The sequence below is a fragment of the Mycobacterium sp. genome (genome assembly GCF_046330795.1).
Lineage (GTDB): Bacteria > Actinomycetota > Actinomycetes > Mycobacteriales > Mycobacteriaceae > Mycobacterium.
On the sequence record NZ_JAXLSA010000001.1, the window covers coordinates 1108543 to 1128459 of the forward strand.

General features: G+C 69.7%; 18 protein-coding genes. 8 read left to right on the top strand and 10 right to left on the bottom strand.

Going from position 1 to position 19917, the window contains the following annotated elements; genetic code table 11:
* Positions 1-19 precede the first annotated feature (19 nt).
* Positions 20-526 (top strand): DUF1942 domain-containing protein, encoded by a 507-nt coding sequence (locus tag U0R18_RS05200; protein ID WP_526366590.1) that lies wholly within the window; start codon positions 20-22, stop codon positions 524-526.
* Positions 514-1041 carry a GNAT family N-acetyltransferase gene (locus tag U0R18_RS05205; protein ID WP_526366592.1) on the top strand — a complete coding sequence of 176 codons (528 nt, stop codon included), beginning with the start codon at positions 514-516 and terminating at the stop codon, positions 1039-1041. The genes U0R18_RS05200 and U0R18_RS05205 overlap by 13 nt, the downstream gene beginning before the upstream one ends.
* Here U0R18_RS05205 and zapE read toward each other — a convergent pair.
* Positions 1023-2060, bottom strand: a complete 1038-nt coding sequence (zapE, locus tag U0R18_RS05210) for a cell division protein ZapE (protein WP_526366594.1) — start codon at positions 2058-2060, stop codon at positions 1023-1025. The genes U0R18_RS05205 and zapE overlap by 19 nt on opposite strands.
* Before the next feature lie 35 nt (positions 2061-2095).
* Between zapE and U0R18_RS05215 the strand changes: the two genes are divergently transcribed.
* The 4 genes from U0R18_RS05215 (at position 2096) to msrB (ending at position 6189) form a co-directional block, all read left to right on the top strand.
* Positions 2096-2866, top strand: coding sequence for a pyrimidine reductase family protein (locus tag U0R18_RS05215; protein WP_526366596.1), 771 nt, complete (start codon positions 2096-2098; stop codon positions 2864-2866).
* 31 nt (positions 2867-2897) lie between these two features.
* Positions 2898-4460: an alpha/beta hydrolase gene (locus U0R18_RS05220; RefSeq protein WP_526366598.1), complete on the top strand. Its 1563-nt coding sequence runs from the start codon at positions 2898-2900 to the stop codon at positions 4458-4460.
* A 77-nt stretch (positions 4461-4537) separates the two neighbouring features.
* The gene (gene aftC / locus U0R18_RS05225; protein WP_526367449.1) at positions 4538-5758 is read left to right on the top strand and encodes an arabinofuranan 3-O-arabinosyltransferase; all 1221 of its coding nucleotides are present in this window, start codon (positions 4538-4540) and stop codon (positions 5756-5758) included.
* Complete coding sequence (msrB, locus tag U0R18_RS05230) at positions 5758-6189, top strand: peptide-methionine (R)-S-oxide reductase MsrB (RefSeq protein WP_526366600.1); 432 nt, start codon at positions 5758-5760, stop codon at positions 6187-6189. Before aftC ends, msrB begins: the two co-directional genes overlap by 1 nt.
* Positions 6190-6195: 6 nt before the next feature.
* Here the strand turns inward: msrB and hemQ are convergent, their stop codons facing one another.
* From hemQ to hemE, 3 genes are read right to left on the bottom strand one after another with little or no spacing between them, the layout of a single operon-like run.
* On the bottom strand, positions 6196-6888 hold the full coding sequence (gene hemQ / locus U0R18_RS05235; RefSeq protein ID WP_526366602.1) for a hydrogen peroxide-dependent heme synthase: 693 nt from the start codon (positions 6886-6888) through the stop codon (positions 6196-6198).
* A 4-nt stretch (positions 6889-6892) separates the two neighbouring features.
* Complete coding sequence (locus U0R18_RS05240; protein WP_526366604.1) at positions 6893-8254, bottom strand: protoporphyrinogen oxidase; 1362 nt, start codon at positions 8252-8254, stop codon at positions 6893-6895.
* Positions 8251-9336 carry a uroporphyrinogen decarboxylase gene (gene hemE / locus U0R18_RS05245; protein ID WP_526366606.1) on the bottom strand — a complete coding sequence of 362 codons (1086 nt, stop codon included), beginning with the start codon at positions 9334-9336 and terminating at the stop codon, positions 8251-8253. Before hemE ends, U0R18_RS05240 begins: the two co-directional genes overlap by 4 nt.
* Positions 9337-9468: 132 nt before the next feature.
* Between hemE and U0R18_RS05250 the strand changes: the two genes are divergently transcribed.
* Positions 9469-10017 carry a DUF3000 family protein gene (locus U0R18_RS05250; RefSeq protein WP_526367451.1) on the top strand — a complete coding sequence of 183 codons (549 nt, stop codon included), beginning with the start codon at positions 9469-9471 and terminating at the stop codon, positions 10015-10017.
* A 2-nt stretch (positions 10018-10019) separates the two neighbouring features.
* Positions 10020-11288, top strand: coding sequence for an HRDC domain-containing protein (locus U0R18_RS05255; protein ID WP_526366608.1), 1269 nt, complete (start codon positions 10020-10022; stop codon positions 11286-11288).
* Here U0R18_RS05255 and U0R18_RS05260 read toward each other — a convergent pair.
* From U0R18_RS05260 to U0R18_RS05285, 6 genes are all read right to left on the bottom strand, one after another.
* Entirely contained in the window at positions 11285-12193 is a 909-nt protein-coding gene (locus tag U0R18_RS05260; protein WP_526366610.1) for an alpha/beta fold hydrolase, read from the bottom strand. The genes U0R18_RS05255 and U0R18_RS05260 overlap by 4 nt on opposite strands.
* Before the next feature lie 9 nt (positions 12194-12202).
* Positions 12203-13315 (bottom strand): alpha/beta hydrolase family protein, encoded by a 1113-nt coding sequence (locus tag U0R18_RS05265; protein ID WP_526366612.1) that lies wholly within the window; start codon positions 13313-13315, stop codon positions 12203-12205.
* A 97-nt stretch (positions 13316-13412) separates the two neighbouring features.
* The gene (dxs, locus tag U0R18_RS05270; protein WP_526366614.1) at positions 13413-15329 is read right to left on the bottom strand and encodes a 1-deoxy-D-xylulose-5-phosphate synthase; all 1917 of its coding nucleotides are present in this window, start codon (positions 15327-15329) and stop codon (positions 13413-13415) included.
* Between the two features lie 28 nt (positions 15330-15357).
* Positions 15358-16653: a Na+/H+ antiporter NhaA gene (nhaA, locus tag U0R18_RS05275; protein WP_526366616.1), complete on the bottom strand. Its 1296-nt coding sequence runs from the start codon at positions 16651-16653 to the stop codon at positions 15358-15360.
* A 24-nt stretch (positions 16654-16677) separates the two neighbouring features.
* A complete protein-coding gene (locus tag U0R18_RS05280) occupies positions 16678-17859 on the bottom strand; it encodes a class I SAM-dependent RNA methyltransferase (protein ID WP_526366618.1) in 1182 nt (393 codons plus the stop codon).
* Positions 17856-19850: an amino acid permease gene (locus tag U0R18_RS05285; RefSeq protein ID WP_526366620.1), complete on the bottom strand. Its 1995-nt coding sequence runs from the start codon at positions 19848-19850 to the stop codon at positions 17856-17858. Before U0R18_RS05285 ends, U0R18_RS05280 begins: the two co-directional genes overlap by 4 nt.
* Between the last annotated feature and the right edge of the window lie 67 nt (positions 19851-19917).

Here is a 19917-nt window from a genome sequence, read left to right on the forward strand (position 1 = left end):
CGTGTGCCATCATGCGAACATGCGCCGTTGGCTGATGATCCTGATCGCGGTCCTCCCGATACTGGCCCTGGCCACCACACCGGCCAGCGCGGCCCCCGCCCAGACCGCCGTCGAAACGCCCATCGGCCGCCTCGGTGACACCCTGCGCATCCACGACGGCAACGTGATCGCCGACGTCACCGTCGTCAACGTGACGCCGTCGGAGATCCCGGCCGGCTGGGGCTATCCGCCCCGCCCACCGCGTGAGCAGGTCTGGCGCGCCAACGTCGTCATCCATGCGGTCAGTGCGCCGACACCGGGGGCCATTCCCGTCAGCTTCCAGTTCCGCGGGGTGACGCCCACCGGTGATGCCTACGAGCCCCGCGCCACCGACGACCCCGCCGACCTCAGGGCGGCGATGGCCAACGCGACGCCCGGGGCCACGGTGGCGGGCGCGGTGTTCTGGGACTGCTACCGCGACCTCGTGTCGCACGTGGTGCTCATCAACAAGAGGACCGGGATCCACCTGGCCCAGTGGAACCTGTAGTCGTCAGCGCGGCCGCTCCCACGGATCTGCCCGAGCTGGCCGCCGTCGCTGCCGCGACCTTCCCACTCGCCTGCCCGCCGTCGTCCACCGCCGAGAACATCGCCGCGTTCGTCGCCGAGAACCTGTCCGCGGCGCGGTTCGCCGAATACCTCGCCGACCCGGACCGTGCGGTGTTCGTCGCCCGCGACGGCACTCGAATCCTGGGCTACGCCATGCTGATTCACGCCAGACCGACCGATCCCGACGTACTCGCGGCGCTGCCCGAGGGTCCGATGACCGAACTGTCCAAGATCTACGTCGCACCCGAGGCGCACGGTGGCCCGGTCGCGGCCGCCCTGATGCGCGCGGCCATCGACGACGCCCGGGACCGCGGCACCGGCACGTTGTGGCTCGGGGTCAACCAGCAGAACGAGCGGGCCCAACGGTTCTATCGCAAGCACGGTTTCACGATCGGCGGCACCAAGACGTTCCGGCTCGGCGACACCCTCGAGAACGACTACGTGATGACGCGCTGACCCGCGTCGATACCGGCGGCGGTCAGCGCCAACAACCGTGAGGTGGCCCGCAGGTACTTCTTGCGGTAGCCCCCGGCGAGCATCTCGTCGGTGAACACGGTGTCGAGCTTGTCCCCGGACGCCACCACCGGCACGCCCGCGTCGTAGAGCCGGTCGGTCAGCGACACCAGCCGCAGCGCGACCGCCTGATCATCCAGCGCGTGCACCCCGGTCAGGAACACTTCGCGCACACCTTCGATCAGCGTCAGGTACCGCGACGGATGCATCGTGGCCAGGTGCGCGCACAGCTCGTCGAAGTTGTCGAGGGTGGCTCCGGGCACGGCAGCGGCCGCCGCAGTCACCTGCTCGTCGGTCATCGGTTCGGGCGCCGGCGGTAACCCGCGGTGCCGGTAGTCCGGTCCCTCGATCCGCACCGTGGTGAAAATCGCTGCGAGCGTGTTGATCTCGCGCAGGAAGTCCTGCGCCGCGAAACGGCCCTCACCGAGTTGTTCGGGCAGCGTGTTCGACGTGGCCGCAATCGACACACCCCGCTGGACCAGGGCCGACAGCAGGCGCGAGACCAGCGTGGTGTTACCCGGGTCGTCGAGCTCGAACTCGTCGATGCAGACCACCACGTATTCGGCCAGCAGGTCGATGCACTCGGTGAACCCGAACACCCCGGCCAGCTGGGTCAGTTCGCCGAACGTCGCGAACGCCGCCGGCCCGGCACCGGCGCCGGCCAATGAGTAGTAGGCGGACGCCAACAGGTGCGTCTTGCCCACGCCGAACCCGCCGTCCAGGTAGAGCCCGACCCCCGGCAGCGTCTCGCGTTTCCCGAGCATCTTGCGTTTGCCCTGCTTGCGCTTGACCGCTTCCGCGCAGAACCGCCGGCAGAACTCCACCGCCGCGCCCTGGGTGGGCTCGCCGGAGTCGGGCCGGTAGTTGTCGAAGCTGACGTCGGCGAACGTCGGCGGCGGCACGAGCTGGGCGATCAGCCGCTCGGGCGACACCGTCGGATGACGGTCCACGAGACGTTGCATGCGCAGAACTGTAGCGACGTGTTGCAATCGAACTCATGGGCCAAGCCGACGCTGGGATACAACTCACACTGCTCGACACCGCTGAGGTTGTTCCCGAATCCCGATTACCCGAGCTCTACTCCTACCCCGCCGACCTGACGCGGTGCTGGGTGCGGTCCAACTTCATCGCCAGCCTCGATGGCGGCGCGACCGCCGACGGCAAGTCCGGCGGCCTGGCCGGACCCGGCGACAAGGCGCTGTTCGGATTGATGCGCGAACTGGCCGACGTGATCGTCGTCGGCGCCGGCACCGTCCGCGTCGAGAACTACGGCGGCGCCCAGATGTCCGCCGCGGCCCGTCAGGCCCGCCGCGACCGCGGGCAGTCGGAGGTCCCGCCGATCGCGATCGTCACCCAGTCCGGACTCCTCGACCGCGACATGAAGGTGTTCACCCACACCGAGGTCCCCCCGCTCGTGCTGACCACCGCGGCCGGAGCGGACGACGCCGCCGAGCGACTCGGGCCGGCGGCCGAGGTGCTGGCCTGTTCGGCGACGGACTCCGCCGGCGTGGACATCGCGACCGTCCTGCGCGTGCTGGCCGACCGCGGGCTGCGCCGGGTGCTCACCGAGGGTGGCCCGAGCCTGCATTCCACCTTCATCGATGCCGGCCTGCTCGATGAGCTGTGCCTGACGCTGGCGCCGATGCTGGTGGGCGGGCAGGCGCGCCGGATCTCCACCGGCGCGGGCCAGGTGCAGACCGGGATGCGGCGCGCGCACCTGCTGGCCGACGAGACCGGCTATCTGTACGCGCGCTACGTGCGCGGGTGAGCAGTCGGCCCGGCTCGCTACTGTGGTCTGCGTGAAACGGTCCGTCCCGTTCGTGGCGACTCTGGTCGCGGCCACCGCCCTGCTCTCGGGTTGCGTGCCGTTGTTGGGCGCGAACCCGCGCTACGCATCCGACTCCGGGCACTCGGGCGGGTCCGGGCCCAGCCCGACCACCGCGCCACCCGAGGGACCACCGGAGATCGCGGCACCCAAGAAGGACTTGGCCTGGAGCCCGTGCACCACGCAGGTCTTCGGCGACGCCGGGGTGCCCGCCCCGGCCGGGGTCCTGCTGGACTGCGCAACCTACGACGCCGACCTCGACCCGATCAGCGGCGCCAGCGGAACAGTGTCGATCGGTGTCGTCCGCGCCAGGACGGCCGCCACCCCGGCCGACGCCGGTCCGCTGGTGATCACCACCGGCTCGGACATTCCGACCTCGGTGCAGCTGCCACAGTGGCTGTCCCGCTCCGGCGCTGATGTGCTGAAGGCCCGGCCCATCGTCGCCGTCGACCGCCGCGGCATGGGCCGCTCCAGCGCCGTGGACTGCCGCGACCTGTTCGACCGGCAGGAGATGCAGAACCAGGCCCAGTTCGAGTCGGGCGACGACCCGGTGGCCAATCTGGGCGCCATCACGCTGACCGCCACCACCAGTTGCACCGACGCGCTGGCGCCCGGCGATTCGGCCTACGACAACGCCCGCGCGGCCGAGGACCTCGAACGTCTGCGCAGCAGCTGGGATGTGCCGCGGCTGGCCGTCCTGGGCATCGGCAACGGCGCCCAGGTGGCGCTGGCGTTCGCCGGCTCGCATCCGGACAAGGTCGCCCGGCTGGTGCTCGACTCCCCCATCCCGTACGGCATCGGCGCCGAGATGGCGGCCGACCAACAGGCCAAGGGCCAGCAGGCCGCGCTCGACGCGTTCGCCACCCAGTGCGCGGCGACCAATTGCCCGCTCGGGCCGGATCCCAAGGGCGCCGTGAACGCCCTGCTGGCCGATGCGCGGGCCGGCCGTGGGCCCGGGGGCGCCTCGCTGGCCGCCCTGGCCAACGGATTGATCACCGCCCTGGGCTTCCCCGTCGGCGATCGGGTGGCCAGCACCAACCGGCTGGCCCAGATCCTGGCCTCGGCCCGCTCCGGCGACAGCGGACCGATCATGGACCTCATCACGCAGTCGGACTCGCTGCGCGAAACCGACGGCCAGTTCATCAACCGGTGCAGCGACGCACTCAACCGGCCGACCCCCGACCGGGTCCGTGAACTCGTCGTCGCTTGGAACAAGACCTACCCGCAGTTCGGCACCGTCGCCGCCCTCAACCTGGTCAAGTGCCTGAACTGGCCCAGCGGCACCGCACCGCAGGACCCGAAGAACCTCAAGGTCGGCGTGCTGTTGATGGGCGTGCAGAACGATCCCATCGCCGGCAACGAGGGGGTGGCGGCCACCGCGGCGACGGTCATCAACGCGAACGCGGCCAGCAAACGGGTCATCTGGCAGGGCATCGGCCACGGCGCCTCGATCTACTCGAGCTGTGCGCTGGCCCCGCTGATCGCCTACGTCGACTCCGGCAAGACGCCGGAGACGGACACGTACTGCCCCGCCTGAGCCATGCGCTCTCGTCCACGGGGTACGGTTCCGGCGTGACGGCTGTCCTTCGCGCCTTCCGGCCCCGATCCGCCCCCATGACCACCGCCGAGGTGTTTCGCGTGGCGCTGTGGCCGATCGCCATCATGTCGATCATCCACCGCAGTTGGGTGCTCACCAGCAACGGTTACATCACCGATGACTGGGCCCCGGTGTACCGCGCGGTCCGCAACTTCCGCGCCGGCGTCGACATCTACAACGAACACCTGGACTACGTCGACCCGCACTACCTGTACCCACCGGGCGGCACCCTGCTGATGGCCCCGTTCGGCTACATCAACACGATCTTCGCCTCGCACAACTGGTTCGTCGCACTGAACACCGTCGCGATCATCGCCGCGGCCTGCCTGCTGGTGCGCATGTTCGGGTTCGCGCTGACCTCAGTGGCCCTGCCCGCCGTGCTGGCGGCCATGTTCGTCACCGAATCCGTCACCAACACACTGGTTTTCACCAACATCAACGGCTGCATCCTGCTCGCCGAGGTGGTGTTCCTGAAGTTCCTGCTGTCCGGCAAGGTCGGCCATCAGTGGTGGGCCGGCATTGCGATCGGCCTGTCGCTGGTGGTCAAACCGGTGCTCGGGGTGCTGCTGCTGATCCCGCTGCTCAACCGGCAGTGGCGCACGCTGGCCGCGGCGTTCGCGGTGCCGATCGCCGTCAACGCCGCGGCCTGGCCGCTGGTCTCCGACGCCGGCAGCTTCGTGCACAACACGCTGCCCTACATCCTGGGCACCCGGGACTACTTCAACTCCTCCATCCTGGGCAACGGCACCTACTACGGTCTGCCGCTGTGGCTGATCATGGCGCTGCGGGCGCTGTTCGTGGCGCTCGCGGCCGCCAGCCTGTGGCTGCTGTACCGGTACTACCGCGAGCGCGATCAGCGGTTCTGGATGCTCACGTCGTCGGGCGTACTGCTGGTGACGTCCTGGCTGGTGCTGTCCCTGGCGCAGGGCTACTACTCGATGATGCTGTTCCCGTTCCTCATGACGGTGGTGCTGCCGAATTCCGTGCTGCGCAACTGGCCGGCCTGGCTGGCCACCTACGGCTTCCTGACGATGGACCGCTGGCTGATGTGGCGCTGGCCCACCACCGGACGTTTCCTCGAGTACATGAAGATCACCTACGGCTGGTCGCTGATCCTGATCGTGGTGGTCTGCGTGCTCTACTTCCGCTACCTCGACGCCCGATCGGAGGATCGTCTGGCCGGGGGAATCGACCCGCCCTGGATGACGCCGCCGCCCGACCGCGCTAGCGTGTGCTGATGACGACCCGCAGCCAACGGGAGCTCCCCCCGGCCAAGGTGCAGTTGACCGATGACGAGTGGCGTTCGAAGCTGACACCGGAGGAGTTCGCGGTCCTGCGCCGGGCCGGCACGGAACGCCCGGGTGTCGGCGAGTACACCGACACGCGTACCGAAGGTGTGTACAACTGCCGCGCCTGCGGAGCCGAATTGTTCCGCAGCACAGAGAAATTCGACTCGCACTGCGGATGGCCGTCGTTCTTCAACCCGAGCCAGTCCGAAGCGGTCCTGCTCCGGCCCGACGACACGCACGGCATGCGGCGGGTCGAGGTGCTGTGCGCCAGCTGCCACAGCCATCTGGGCCACGTGTTCTCCGGCGAGGGCTATCCGACCCCGACGGATCAGCGGTACTGCATCAATTCGATCTCCCTGAAGCTGGCACCCAACTCCTAGGCGGGCCTACGGCAGCGCGGCGATCAGATCCTCGACGCTGCGACGCGGCCCGGTGAAGAACGGCGTCTCCTCGCGGGCGTGCCGGCGGGCGCCGGTGTAGCGCAGCTTCCACATGAGTTCGACGATGCGGCCCAGATCGGGCCCCTCGAAGGCGAGGATCCACTCGTAATCACCGAGTGCGAAGGCGGGCACGGTGTTGGCCCGGACATCGGCGTATTCGCGGCCGGCCATGCCGTGCTCGACGAGCAGGTGGCGGCGCTCGTCGTCGGGCAGCAGGTACCACTCGAGGGACCGCACGAACGGGTACACGCACACGTAGTCACCGGCGGGTTCGCCGGCGATGAACGCCGGGACGTGACTCTTGTTGAACTCGGCGGGACGGTGCAACGCGGCGGCGCTCCACACCGGCTCGGACACCCGGCCCAGCCGGGTGCGGCGGAAACCGGTGTAGGCGGCCTGCAGGTCCTCGATGCGCTCGGCGTGCGTCCAGGTCATGAAGTCCGCGTCGGCGCGCATCCCCGCCACGTCGTAGAGCCCGCGCAGTACGACGCCTCTCTCCTCCTGCTGTTTGAAGAAGGTGGCGACGTCGTCGACCACATCGGCACGATCGTCGTCCAGCTCGCCCGGGTTCACCGCGAACGCCGTGATCATCATGTAGCGGGTGGTGGAGTTGAGTTTGTCGTAGTCCAGCTTGGCCATGCCTCTATCGTCCCACGGCACCCGACAGCGCCTGCACGGCCAGTCCGGCCGCACCCACACAGGCCGGCACCCCGATGCCGTCGAGATAGTTGCCCGCCACCGCCAGGCCCGGCGGCAGCCCGGCCCGCAGTTCGGCAACCAGGCGGCCGTGGCCGGGCGCGTACTGCGGCATGGCGTCCAGCCAGCGGTGCACCCGGACGTCCACCGGCTCGACGTCGATGCCGAAAACCGTGCGCAGGTCCTCCAGCGACCAGGCCAGCAGCGTGTCGTCAGAGGTATCGCGCGCGATCGTGTCGCCGGACCGGCCGAACGACAACCGCAGCAGCTCCGCGTTACCCCGCGACCCCCACTTGCGTCCGGACAGCGTGATCGCCTTGGCGTGCAACGGTTCTCCGGTGGCCACCAGCACGCCGGAGTTCTGCGGCAACGGCGTTCCGCCGGGCACCGCCAGCGCCACCACCACCGACGACGCGACCTCGATGCGCCGCGCAGCGGCCGCGGTGCGCGGCGCCGGCCCGGCCGTCAGCGCGGCCAGCCGCGGCGCGGGCAGCGCCAGGATCACCCCGTCGGCGGGCCAGCAGGTGCCTTCGTCGTCGTAGACGTTCCAGCCGCCGCCGTCGCGCAGGAGTTCCACCACCGCGGTGCCCTGCCAGCGCAGCCCGCTCTGGGCCACCAGCGCATCCAGCACCACCTGGTAACCGCCGTCGACCGCCCCGAACACCGGACCGGCGGGACCCGGCGGCAACACCGCCCGCACGGCCTCGGTCAGGTTCGGCGCGCCGCGGTCCAGGGCCGCGGCCACCGTCGGCACCGCCGAACGCAGACCGATGCCGGTGGCCGTACCGGCGTACACCCCCGAGAGCATCGGATCCACCGAGCGGGCCACCACCTGCGCGCCGAACCGGTCCGCGACGAGGTCACCGACCGAGGGATCGGCCCCGGCGTGCCAGGACAGCGGGCGCGACGGTTCGGCGCCCATGTGCGCCAGCGTCGCCGCGTCCACCAGATCCGTCATCGGGGCGGCGGCGCTGGGGATGCCGTTGACCGTCCCGGCCGGCAGCGGATGCAGCCGCGCGCCGGCGTAGATCAGCGGCCTGGCGCCCGTCGGGGAGATTCGCCGCCCGGCCAGGCCGAGGTCGGCGAGCAGTCCGGGCATCTCGGGCCGGCGGGCCACGAACGCTTCGGCGCCGATGTCCATCGACTGGCCGCCGACCCGTTCGGTCCGCAGGATTCCGCCGAGCCGGTCAGCCGGGTCGAAAACGGTGATGGTGGCGTCGGGACCCACTGCGCGGCGCAGCCGGTAGGCCGCCGCCAGGCCCGAAATGCCGCCCCCCACAACACAATACGACGGACCCCTGGGCATCACAACGAATGCACCAACGCCACCAGGTCGGTCAGCACAGCGGGATCGGTGGCCGGCATCACGCCGTGGCCGAGGTTGAAGATGTGCCCGGCCGCACCCGCGGCGACGGCGGCCCGGCCGTCCTCGACAACGGCCCGCGCCCGGGCTTCCACGATGTCCCAGCCGGCCATCAGCACGACGGGATCGAGGTTGCCCTGCAGGGCCGTGCCCGGCCGGACGCGGGTGGCCGCATCCGACAGCGTGGTGCGCCAGTCCACCCCGACGACGGTGGCGCCCGCCTCGCCCATGGCCCCGAGCAGCTCCGCGGTGCCCACCCCGAAGTGGGTCATCGGGATGCCCGCGCCGGCCATCGCCTGGAACACCCGCGTCGAATGCGGCAGCACCAGCTCGCGGTAGTCGGCCAGGGACAGCGTGCCCGCCCAGGAGTCGAACACCTGGATCGCGTCCACTCCGGCGTCGACCTGCAGGCGCAGGAACGCGATGGTGATGTCGGTCAGCGCGGTCATCAGCGCGTGCCACGTCGATGGATCGGCCAGCATCATCGCCTTGGTGCGCTCATGATGCTTGCTCGGGCCGCCCTCGACCAGATACGACGCCAGGGTGAACGGCGCGCCGGCGAACCCGATCAGCGGTACCTCGCCCAGGGCGTCGACCAGCAGGGAGACCGCCTCGGAGACGGGTTGTACGGCCGCCGGATCCAGCACGCCGATGCGGGCGACGTCGGCGGCGGTCCGGACGGGCGAGGCGATCACCGGACCGACGTCGGGCACGATGTCCAGGTCGATGCCCGCGCCGCGCAGCGGCACCACGATGTCGGAGAACAGGATCGCCGCGTCCACATGGTGGCGCCGGATCGGCTGCAGGGTGATCTCGCAGACCAGGTCGGCGTCGAAGCACGCGTCGAGCATGCGGTGGTTGGCGCGCAGCGCGCGGTATTCGGGCAGGCTGCGGCCGGCCTGCCGCATGAACCACACCGGCGTCCGGGCGGGCGTGCGACCGGCCGCGGCGGCCAGATAGGACGAGTCGGGCAGGTCACGACGGGTGTTCGGGCGCGCGTCCTGGGGGACGTCCTGGGGCACGTTCATCGGCGTCCATGCTGCCATCACCGGCACCCGGGCCAAAAAACGGCGCGCCTGCGCCCGTCGCTGCTCAGATGGGGCTAGCGTCGATTCGTGACCTCCGCCGAACCGGCCGAATTCCACGATGCCGTGGAGGCGATGAACGCCGCGACGGTCCGGCCGGAGATCGAACTCGGCCCGATCCGCCCGCCACAGCGGCTGGCGCCCTTCAGCTACGCGATCGGCGCCGAGGTCAAACATCCCGAGCTGGTCTCCGATCTCGCGGTGGTGCCCGAGCAGTCCGACGGTGACGCGTTCGGCCGGCTGATCCTGCTGCACGACCCCGAGGGCTCCGAGGCGTGGGACGGCACCATGCGGCTGGTGGCCTACATCCAGGCCGATCTGGATTCCACCGAAGCCGTCGACCCGCTGCTGCCCGAGGTGGCCTGGAGCTGGCTGGTCGACGCGCTCGAGACACGGTCCGAGCACGTCACGGCCCTCGGCGGCACCGTCACCGCCACCACGTCAGTGCGCTACGGCGACATCTCCGGTCCGCCGCGCGCACACCAGCTCGAACTGCGGGCGTCCTGGACGGCCACCACACCGGAACTCGGGGTGCATGTGCAGGCGTTCTGCGAGGTGCTCGAACATGCCGCGGGCCTGCCGCCGGTGGGGGTGACCGACCTCGGTTCACGGTCGCGCGCCTGACTATGAGCCAGACCGACGACCAGGTCGCCGCCAGCGAGGAGGCCGCCCCCGAACCGGAGCCGCTTCCGCTCCTCGAACCCGCCGACGGGGTTCCGCCGCTGTCGGTCTACACGCGCGAGATCGCCGCGGCGGCCGACCTCCTGGCGTCGGGGACCGGCCCGTTCGCGGTGGACGCCGAGCGCGCGTCGGGCTTTCGGTACTCCAACCGGGCCTATCTGATCCAGATCCGCCGCGCCGGCGCGGGCACCGTGCTGATCGACCCGGTCAGCCACGGCGGTGATCCGCTGACCGTGCTCGCACCGGTGGCCGAGGTACTGGCCACCGACGAGTGGATCCTGCACGCCGCGGACCAGGATCTGCCGTGTCTGGCCGAGGTCGGCATGCACCCGCCCAGCCTCTACGACACCGAGTTGGCCGGTCGGCTGGCGGGATTCGACCGGGTCAACCTGGCCGCGATGGTGCAGCGGATGCTGGGCCTGGGACTGGCCAAGGGACACGGGGCCGCGGACTGGTCCAAACGGCCGCTGCCGCCCGCGTGGCTCAACTACGCCGCACTGGACGTCGAGGTGCTGCTCGAACTGCGCGAGGCCATCTCGGTCCTGCTCACCGAACAGGGCAAAACCGATTGGGCCGCACAGGAATTCGAGTTCGTCCGCACTTCCGAGGCCACCCCGACGCGTCGGGACCGGTGGCGGCGCACCTCCGGCATCCACAAGGTTCGCAACCGGCGCGCGCTGGCCGAGGTACGCGAACTGTGGAACACCCGCGACCATATCGCCCAGCGCCGCGACATCGCGCCGGGCCGGATCCTGCCCGATTCGGCGATCATCGACGCCGCCCAGGCCGACCCGAAGACCGTCGAAGAACTACTGGCGCTGCCCGTGTTCGGCGGGCCCAAACAGCGCCGCAGCGCCAAGATCTGGCTGGATGCGCTGGCCGCCGGCCGGGCCGACCCCGATCCCCCGCATGCGTCCGAACCGCAGAACGGGCCGCCCCCGGCCGTGCGCTGGAGCAGGCGCAAACCCGAGGCGGCCGCGCGCCTCGAGGCCGCGCGCAACGCACTGAGCGAGGTGTCCGAACGCGTGCATGTGCCCACCGAGAACCTGGTGTCACCGGAACTGGTCCGGCGCCTGTGCTGGGACTGGGCGCCGACAACCGACAGCGCCACGGCGGTGGCCACCGTCGAAGCGGTGCTGCGCGACGGCGGCGCACGGACCTGGCAGCGCGAGTTGGCGGTGCCCGCCCTCGCCGCGGCGCTGACCGGCGGCTAGATCAGCGTCGTCACGAATTCGAGGAAGTGCGCCGACACCTGTTCGGGCGCTTCGATCTGCGGCCAGTGACCAATGTCGTCGCCGAGCATCACCACGTCCGCGTTCGGGATGACGTCGCGGTACCGCGCGGCCATATGGGCACCCGAGTTGGGGTCGACGGGGCCGTCGATCAGCCGCATCGGCACGGCGGTCTCCCGCATCGCCCGCACCCACCTGTTGCGGTGCCGGTACCGGTCGTCGAGGAAGCGGCCGACCTTGTGCAGCACCCGCTTTCCGTCGTTGTACTCCAGAATCTGATGGAACTTCGCCATCAGCTCCGAGTCCGGTTTGGTGTGCGGCCCGAACATCTCGGCCAGCGTGGGTTCCAGCAGCCTCCGCGACAACGGGCTGCCCTGCAGCGGACTCATCAAGTCGCCCATGGGAGTTCGCGACATGAGCTTCTGCATCGCACGCGGGGTATACGCCTCGTTGAACAGGCCGCCGTTGAGCCAGGTGATCGAGTCGATGCACCAGTCGCCGTAGCTCTGTTCACCGAAATGCATGCGCGCCAACAGTTCCTGACCCACCGAGTCACCCAGATCGTGGGCCAGGATGTGCGCGTGCTCGACACCGAGGTGCCTCAGCAGCGCCTCGTGCATATCGGCGTGGTCGGCCACCGAATACTCGTACGCGCGCGGCTTGTCGGAGAAACCCATACCGATCATGTCGGGGGCGATCACCGTGAACCGCTGCGTGATCGCCGGCCAGATCAGCGACCAGTCCCACGAATTGAACGGGTAGCCGTGGATCGCCAGCAGATAGGGACCCGAGCCGGCGGGCGGACCGTCGACGCGGTAGAAGATGTCGAAACCCAGGTAGTCGAAGACCTGCCCGGCGGCTTTCCATCCCTCCAGTTCGGCGTCCATGGGCGCACCCTACCCGGCGAACCGGGCGGCCAGGAATGGTGTCGAATCCGCCATCGACGCGAGGACGGTACTGCTGTGATCGTCGTCGGGATACACCTTCAGGACCACCGGTTGACCGTTGGCCACCAGCCGGTCGTGGAAACGCAGCGTCAGATCCGGGGGCACGTCCCGGTCCTGCAGTCCGACACCCAGGAAGATCGGCCGGTCGAAACCGGCATCGGGGATGCCCATGAACTGGTCGACCGCTTCGAGATAGCCGGGGATGCCGGCCAGTGGGCCCGAGAAGAAACCGGGCACCGTCATATCGGCCAGTGCCGCGGCCAGTTCATGGACGCACACCGACTCGGCCCGGTCGGCCGCGGCACGCCCGGCCGGGGTCAGCGCCGAGTCGAGGTTCAGGTCGGGACGGGCCTCGCGCAGCGCGGCCACGATGTAGGCGGCGTAGGCGTTGGCGATCGGATCCAGGTTGGGCGGCACCGTCATCTGCGGGCCGGCCTGGCCCACCATTGCTTCGACGCCGGCCGGTGTCCCGGTGGCGACGACGCCGCGGTAGTCCAGCCCGGACCCGGCGCTGAACTCCGTGGCCCAGCGGGCGGTGGCCACGGCTGCACCCCCGCCCTGCGACTGCCCGACGACCGCCCACCTGGGCGACAGCGGCAAATCCATGTGGTGTGCCGCGATCACCGCGTCGACGATGCCGTGCGCGGTGGTCCGGGCGTTGAGGTAACTCATCAGCCCGGGGGTGCCCAGGCCGACATAGTCGGCGGCGACGACGGCGTAGCCCTGGTCGAGCCAGTGGCTCAAGTACTCGTTGTCGCGTGGACTGCGCGCGTTCGCGGACGGGGTGCAGTCGTCGCCGAGTCCGACGGTGCCGTGCGCCCAGGCGATCACCGGCCAGCCACCCTGTGGCGCTGCGGTTCTCGGTGTGAACACCGCGGCCGTGCCGACGGCGGGCCGGTCGTGCTGATCGATGCTCGCGTAGAGGATGCGATACGCCGCGGACGCGCCGCGCACCGACAGCGCGGGGTCCAGCGGCACCGTCTCGATCAGAGTGCCGGGAGGTCCGATGGGTCCGGCGTAGACCGTGGCATTCAACCCGGACCAGCTCGGCGGTGTGGCCATCGCCACACCCGTCGTCGCCAGAGCGACCAACAGGCAGATCAGCAGGGCACCAATACGTTTCAGAGGTCCTCCTGATGCCGTCGAACCGATTCGACCGTCAGTCGAGGCGTTCGCTGATCTCGGGCTCGGCCGCCGCAGCGCCCTGCGCGGCAACCCATCCGGTGATCCGCCGCGCCACATTCTGGTCGGTGAGCCCGATCTCGGCGAAGATCTCGCCGCGCGAGGCGTGCGCCAGGAACCGCTGCGGTACGCCGATGTCTCGACAGGGCACATCGATCTCGGCACGCCGCAGCGCCGCCGACACCGCCGACCCGATCCCGCCGGCCACGCCGTTGTCCTCCAGCGTCACCACCAGCTTGTGGGCGGCCGCCAGTTCCACGAGGCCGTCCGAGACGGGCAGCACCCAGCGCGGGTCGACGACCGTCACCCCGATCCCCTGGTTACGCAGCCGCTCGGCGCTGCCCAGCGCCATGCCGGCCAGCGCGCCGACGGCCACCAGCAGTACGTCGTTGCCCAGTCCGTCGGCCGGGGTGGCCAGCACATCGAGGCCGCCGGCCACACGATGCAACGCCGGAATATCCTCGCCCACATCACCTTTGGGGAAACGCAACGCGGTGGGGCCGTCGCCGACGGCGAGCGCCTCGGCCAGTTCCTCACGCAGCCGGGTGGCATCGCGCGGTGCGGCGACCCGCATGTCGGGCACGATGCCCAGCATCGCCAGGTCCCACATCCCGTTATGGCTGGCGCCGTCGGGGCCGGTGACGCCGGCCCGGTCGAGCACGATCGTGACCGGCAGCCTGTGCAGCGCGACGTCCATCATCACCTGGTCGAAGGCCCGGTTGAGGAAGGTCGAGTAGATGGCCACCACCGGGTGCAGTCCACCCATGGCCAGGCCCGCGGCCGAGGTCAGCGCGTGCTGTTCGGCGATGCCGACGTCGAACACGCGATCCGGGAACCGCTTTCCGAATTCGGCCAGACCGGTCGGTCCCGGCATCGCGGCGGTGATCCCGACGACGTCGCGGCGCTTGCCGGCGATGCGGATCAGCTCGTCGGAGAAGACGGTGGTCCAGCCCAGCGCGGCCTCGGAGGTGGCCAGGCCCGTTGCCGGGTCGATGACGCCGCAAGCGTGCATCTGCTCGTCCTCGTCGGCCTCGGCCGGACCGTAACCCATGCCCTTGCGGGTGACCACGTGCACGATCACCGGGGCGTTGAAGTCCCGCGCGCTGCGCAGCGCCGACTCGACGGCGTGCTCGTCGTGGCCGTCGATGGGCCCGACGTACTTCAGGCCCAGGTCGGTGAACATCGCCTGGGGCGACAGGGCATCCTTGAGTCCCGCCTTGACGCTGTGCATGCAGTGGTAGCAGAACTCGCCGACCATCGGAACGCCGCGGACGAGATCCCGGCCCTTCTCCAGCAGCTTCTCGTAGCCCGGCTGCAGGCGCAGGGTGGCCAGGTGGTCGGCCAGCCCGCCGATGGTGGGTGCGTAGCTGCGGCCGTTGTCGTTGACGACGATCACCACGGGACGGTTGGCGGCGGCGATGTTGTTCAGCGCTTCCCAGCACATGCCACCGGTCAGGGCGCCATCGCCGACGACGGCCACCACGTGCCGGTTGCGATGCCCGGTCAGCTCGAACGCCTTGGCCAGACCGTCGGCATAGGACAGCGCCGTCGAGGCGTGGCTGGACTCGACCCAGTCGTGGTCGCTCTCCGCGCGCGACGGATATCCGGACAGACCACCCTTGCGGCGCAGCGAGTCGAAATCGCCCATCCGCCCCGTCAGCATCTTGTGCACGTAGGCCTGATGGCCGGTGTCGAAGATGATCGGGTCGTGCGGCGAGTCGAACACCCGGTGCAGAGCCAGCGTCAGTTCGACCACACCCAGGTTGGGACCGAGGTGCCCGCCGCTGGCAGCCACCTTGTGAATCAGGAAATCCCTGATCTCGTGAGCCAGATCATCGAGCTGGGATTGGGAAAGGTGCTGCAGATCTGCGGGTCCGCGGATCTGTTCAAGCATCCGACCAGTGTACTCGAGCAACCTGGGTTCAGCCGGATGGCGGCCCGTGCGTCCCGTAGACATCGGGGATGCCGTCGTTGTCTGTGTCGGCGGTCTCGGCGGCGTGTATCCGCCGGTACGCGGCGTTGCGGCCGAGCAGAACGAGCGCGGCCAACAGCCCCGCGGCCAGCGACCCGAGCAGCACGGCGACCTTGACGTCCTCGCCCTCCGGCGTGCCGTGGCCGAACGCCAATTCGCCGATCAGCAGTGAGACGGTGAAGCCGATCCCCGCCAGCAGCGCGACCCCGAGCACGTCGCGCCAGGCCAGGTCGTCGTCGAGGCGGGCGTGGGTGAACCGGGCCGCCAGATACGTGGTGAGGAACACGCCCACCGGTTTGCCCACCACCAGTCCCGCCAGCACCCCGAGGGTCACGGGATCACCCATCGCGGCCAGCAATCCCGCCCAACCGCTGACGGTCACACCGGCGGCGAAGAAGGCGAACACGGGAACCGCGACGCCGGCCGACAGCGGCCGCATCCGGTGCTCGAAGTGTTCGGCGGCGGCGTGCGGACCCAGCACCGGTACGGCGAAACCCAACAGCACCCCGGCGACCGTCGAATGCACGCCGCTGGCGTGCATGAGCGCCCACGCGACGACGGCCAGTGGAACCAGGACCCACCACATTCGGACCCCGCGCCGCACGGCCAGTCCGAAGACGGCGATCAGCGCCAGCGCGCCGATCAGTGGCAGCGGCGCCAGATGGTCGGTGTAGAACACCGCGATCACGATGATCGCAAGGAGGTCGTCGACCACCGCGAGGGTGAGCAGGAAGGTCCGCAGCGCCGCCGGCAGGTGGGTGGAGATGACCGCGAGCACCGCCAGCGCGAACGCGATGTCGGTGGCCGTCGGGACCGCCCATCCGTCCAACGTGTCCGGGGAACCGGCCGCCAGGTTGACCGCGACGTAGACCGCCGCGGGAACGACCATGCCGCCGACCGCGGCCAGGATCGGCAGCGCCGCGCGGGCGGGGTCGCGCAGATCCCCGGCAACGAACTCGCGCTTGAGCTCCAGCCCGACCACGAAGAAGAAGATGGCCAGCAGACCGTCGGCCACCCATGCCGACACCGACAGGTCCAGGTGCAGCGCACGCGGACCGATCACGGTCTCCGAGACCCGGTGGTAGGCAGCCGAATACGGGGAGTTGGCCCACAGCAGGGCCGCACCCGCCGCGATCAGCAGCAGGATGCCGCCCACCGTCTCCTTGCGCAGGATGTCGGTGACGCGGCGGGTCTCCGGCCAGGATTCCCGGGTGAGCAGGCGCCCACCGAAGATCGGTCGTGCCATCGATCGAACCTAACAGGGCTGCGGTCAGCGGGTGAGCAGGGCGATGCACTCGACGTGGTGCGTCAGCGGGAAGGCGTCGAACACCCGCAGGCGCTCCACGGTGTAGCCCTGCCCGAGGTAGAGCCCGATGTCCCGCGCGAAGGACGCTGCCTCACAACCGATGTGGATCACTCGCGGCACGCCGGCCGACGCCACCTGCTCGACAACCTCGCGGCCGGCGCCCGCGCGCGGCGGGTCCAGCACGGCGACCTCTATTTTCGCGGCTGCACCGGTCAGCGCCGGCAGCGCCTTGCGGACCGAATCGGTGACGAAACGCACCTGCGGCAGATCGGCCAGTGCCGCCCGGCCCGCCCTGGCGCCGGACCGCGAGGTGTCCACGCTGACCACCTGCCCGGCGGGTCCGGCGCGCTCGGCCAGGGCCGCCGCGAACAACCCGGCTCCGCCGTAGAGGTCCCATGCGGTTGCGCCGGGTTCGATTGCGGCCCAGTCGGTCACGAGTTGGCTGTAGACACCGGCGGCGTCGCGGTGCGACTGCCAGAACGCGGTCACCGGAAGCGTCCAGCGTCGATCCCCGACCCGCTGTACCGCGGCGTACTCGCCGGCCAGCACCCGCGGCCGGCGCTCCCCGCCGCTGGCCACGACATGCCGCGCACCATCGTCGTCGAGCACCACGTGCAGCTGGTCTCCCACCCGCGCGCCGTCGACGGGCAGATCATCGAGCATGCCGGCGGACAGCTGGGCACAACGCAGGTCGGTCACCAGTTCAGCGCTGTGGTAGCGGTGGAAGCCGGGCCGGCCGTCGGCACCGACCTCGAGACGCACCCGGGTCCGCCAGCCGGTTGCCCCGCCGGGGCCGACGGGCTCGGCCGCGCCGGTCCAGGCGAACCCGCCGAGGCGCTGCAGCTGATTGGCCACCACCTCGCCCTTGATCGTGCGCAACGCGACGGGATCCGCGAACGCCATGTCGCAGCAGCCCGCACCGTCGACGCCGGCGATCGGGCACAGCGATTCGATGCGCTCGGACGCGGGTTCCAGGATCTCCACCGCTACGGCGTGCCAATAGGATCCGCGTTGATCGACGACCCGGGCCCGCACCGTCTCGCCCGGCAGCGCGTAGCGCACGAACACCACTCGGCCGTCGTCCCCGCGCGCCACGCAGCTGCCGCCGTTGGCGGGCGCACCGGCGGTCAGTGTCAGCAGACTCAATCCAGGATTCCCCGTCTGGCATCGCCCGGCGCCGACTGGGGCTGCAACGTCTTCAGTCGCTCGGACGAATTCAATTGCCACGGAACGGAAGTCACCATGACGTTGGGCTCGAACAGCAGCCGGCCCTTGAGCCGCAGTGCGCTCTGATTGTGCAGGATGCCCTCCCACCAGTGCCCCACCACGTATTCGGGGATGAACACCGTCACCACCGTGCGCGGTGAGTCCTTGGTGATGCGCTTGACGTAATCCAGTACGGGGCGGGTGATTTCGCGGTACGGCGAGGCGACCACCTTGAGCGGCACACTGATGTCGCTCTCCTGCCATCTGTGCACCAGTTGTTTGGTCTCACCGTCGTCGACGCTGACCGTGATGGCCTCCAGGACGTCGGGCCGGGTGGCCCGCGCGTAGGCCAGCGCCCGCAGCGTCGGCAGGTGCAGCTTGGACACCAGCACCACGGCGTGGTTGCGGCTGGGCAGCACGATGTCGTCGACCTCGGACTCCTGGTTCGCCAACTCCCGGCTCACGGCGGCGTAGTGCCGGTGGATGAGCTTCATGATGACGAACAGTGCGGTCATCGCCACGATCGCGATCCACGCCCCGGCGAGGAACTTGGTGACCAGCACCACCAGCAGAACCGTTCCCGTGCAGAGGAATCCGATGGTATTGACCACCCGCGAGCGAATCATCTGTCGGCGCACCGCCGGGTCGGTCTCGGTCTTCAGGTGGCGGGTCCAGTGCCGCACCATGCCGATCTGGCTGAGCGTGAACGACACGAACACCCCGACGATGTACAGCTGGATCAGCGCGGTGACCTCGGCCTTGAACGCGACCACGAACGCGATGGCGGCGAACGCCAGGAACAGGATGCCGTTGGAGAACGCCAGCCGGTCACCGCGGGTGTGCAGCTGCCGGGGCAGATAGCTGTCCTGGGCCAGGATCGACCCCAGCACCGGGAAACCGTTGAACGCGGTGTTGGCGGCCAGCACCAGGATCAGCGCGGTCACGACGGTGATCAAGATGAATCCGAGATGGAAGCTGCCGAACACGGCCTGCGCCAGCTGGGCCACCAGCGTCTTCTGGTGATAGCCGGCCGGCGCACCCTCCAGCTGGGTCGCGGGGTCGTCGACGATCTGCACACCGAGTTTCTCGGCCAGCACGATGATGCCCATCAGCAGCGCCACCGCGATGGAGCCCAGCATCAGCAGCGTCGTCGCGGCGTTCTTGGACTTCGGCTTCTGGAAGGCCGGGACGCCGTTGCTGATCGCCTCCACGCCGGTCAGCGCCGCGCAGCCCGACGAGAACGACCGGGCGACCAGGAAGACCAACGCGAAGCCGAGCACGTCGCCGTGCTCGGCGTGCATCGTGAAGCCGGCCGACTCCGCGCGGATCGGATCGCCCAGCACGTAGATCCGGAACATCCCGTAGCCCAGCATGATGAACATGCCGACGATGAAGGCGTAGGTCGGGATGGCGAACGCGGTGCCCGATTCGCGGATACCACGCAGGTTCATCGACATCAGCAGCAGGATCGCCACCACCGCGAACCACATCTTGTGCTGCGCGATGTACGGTACCGCCGAACCGATGTTGGACATCGCGGAAGCCATCGAAACCGCAACGGTCAGAACGTAATCCACCATCAGCGCACTGGCCACCGTCAACCCGGCCGTCGGCCCCAGGTTGGTGGTCACCACTTCGTAGTCACCGCCGCCGGACGGGTAGGCGTGCACGTTCTGCCGGTAGCTGGCCACCACCACCAGCATCACGAAGGCGACCGCCAGCCCGATCCACGGCGTCAGTGCGTAGGCCGACAGCCCCGCCACCGAGAGCACCAGGAAGATCTCCTCGGGCGCGTAGGCCACCGAGGACATCGCATCGGAGGCGAACACGGGCAGGGCGATGCGCTTGGGCAGCAACGTGTGGCCCAATTTGTCGCTGCGGAACGGCTGTCCCAGAACAAGGCGTCGAGCGGCCGTCGATAATTTGGACACGAGGACCAAGGGTATGCCTAAGCCATCACGCCTGTAGCGTTCCGCGTACGGTCTTCATACGAGCGAG

Bases quoted from the DNA above. Each gene is read 5' to 3' on its own strand.
- U0R18_RS05215 (WP_526366596.1), top strand. From the start codon at position 2,096: ATGGGCCAAGCCGACGCTGGGATACAACTCACACTGCTCGACACCGCT.
- hemE (WP_526366606.1), bottom strand. From the start codon at position 9,336: ATGAACGTGCCCCAGGACGTCCCCCAGGACGCGCGCCCGAACACCCGT.
- U0R18_RS05260 (WP_526366610.1), bottom strand. From the start codon at position 12,193: ATGGACGCCGAACTGGAGGGATGGAAAGCCGCCGGGCAGGTCTTCGAC.
- hemQ (WP_526366602.1), bottom strand. From the start codon at position 6,888: ATGGCCAAGCTGGACTACGACAAACTCAACTCCACCACCCGCTACATG.
- U0R18_RS05255 (WP_526366608.1), top strand. From the start codon at position 10,020: ATGAGCCAGACCGACGACCAGGTCGCCGCCAGCGAGGAGGCCGCCCCC.
- U0R18_RS05200 (WP_526366590.1), top strand. From the start codon at position 20: ATGCGCCGTTGGCTGATGATCCTGATCGCGGTCCTCCCGATACTGGCC.
- zapE (WP_526366594.1), bottom strand. From the start codon at position 2,060: ATGCAACGTCTCGTGGACCGTCATCCGACGGTGTCGCCCGAGCGGCTG.
- U0R18_RS05265 (WP_526366612.1), bottom strand. From the start codon at position 13,315: ATGGCCACACCGCCGAGCTGGTCCGGGTTGAATGCCACGGTCTACGCC.
- dxs (WP_526366614.1), bottom strand. From the start codon at position 15,329: ATGCTTGAACAGATCCGCGGACCCGCAGATCTGCAGCACCTTTCCCAA.
- aftC (WP_526367449.1), top strand. From the start codon at position 4,538: ATGACCACCGCCGAGGTGTTTCGCGTGGCGCTGTGGCCGATCGCCATC.
- U0R18_RS05250 (WP_526367451.1), top strand. From the start codon at position 9,469: ATGAACGCCGCGACGGTCCGGCCGGAGATCGAACTCGGCCCGATCCGC.
- nhaA (WP_526366616.1), bottom strand. From the start codon at position 16,653: ATGGCACGACCGATCTTCGGTGGGCGCCTGCTCACCCGGGAATCCTGG.
- msrB (WP_526366600.1), top strand. From the start codon at position 5,758: ATGACGACCCGCAGCCAACGGGAGCTCCCCCCGGCCAAGGTGCAGTTG.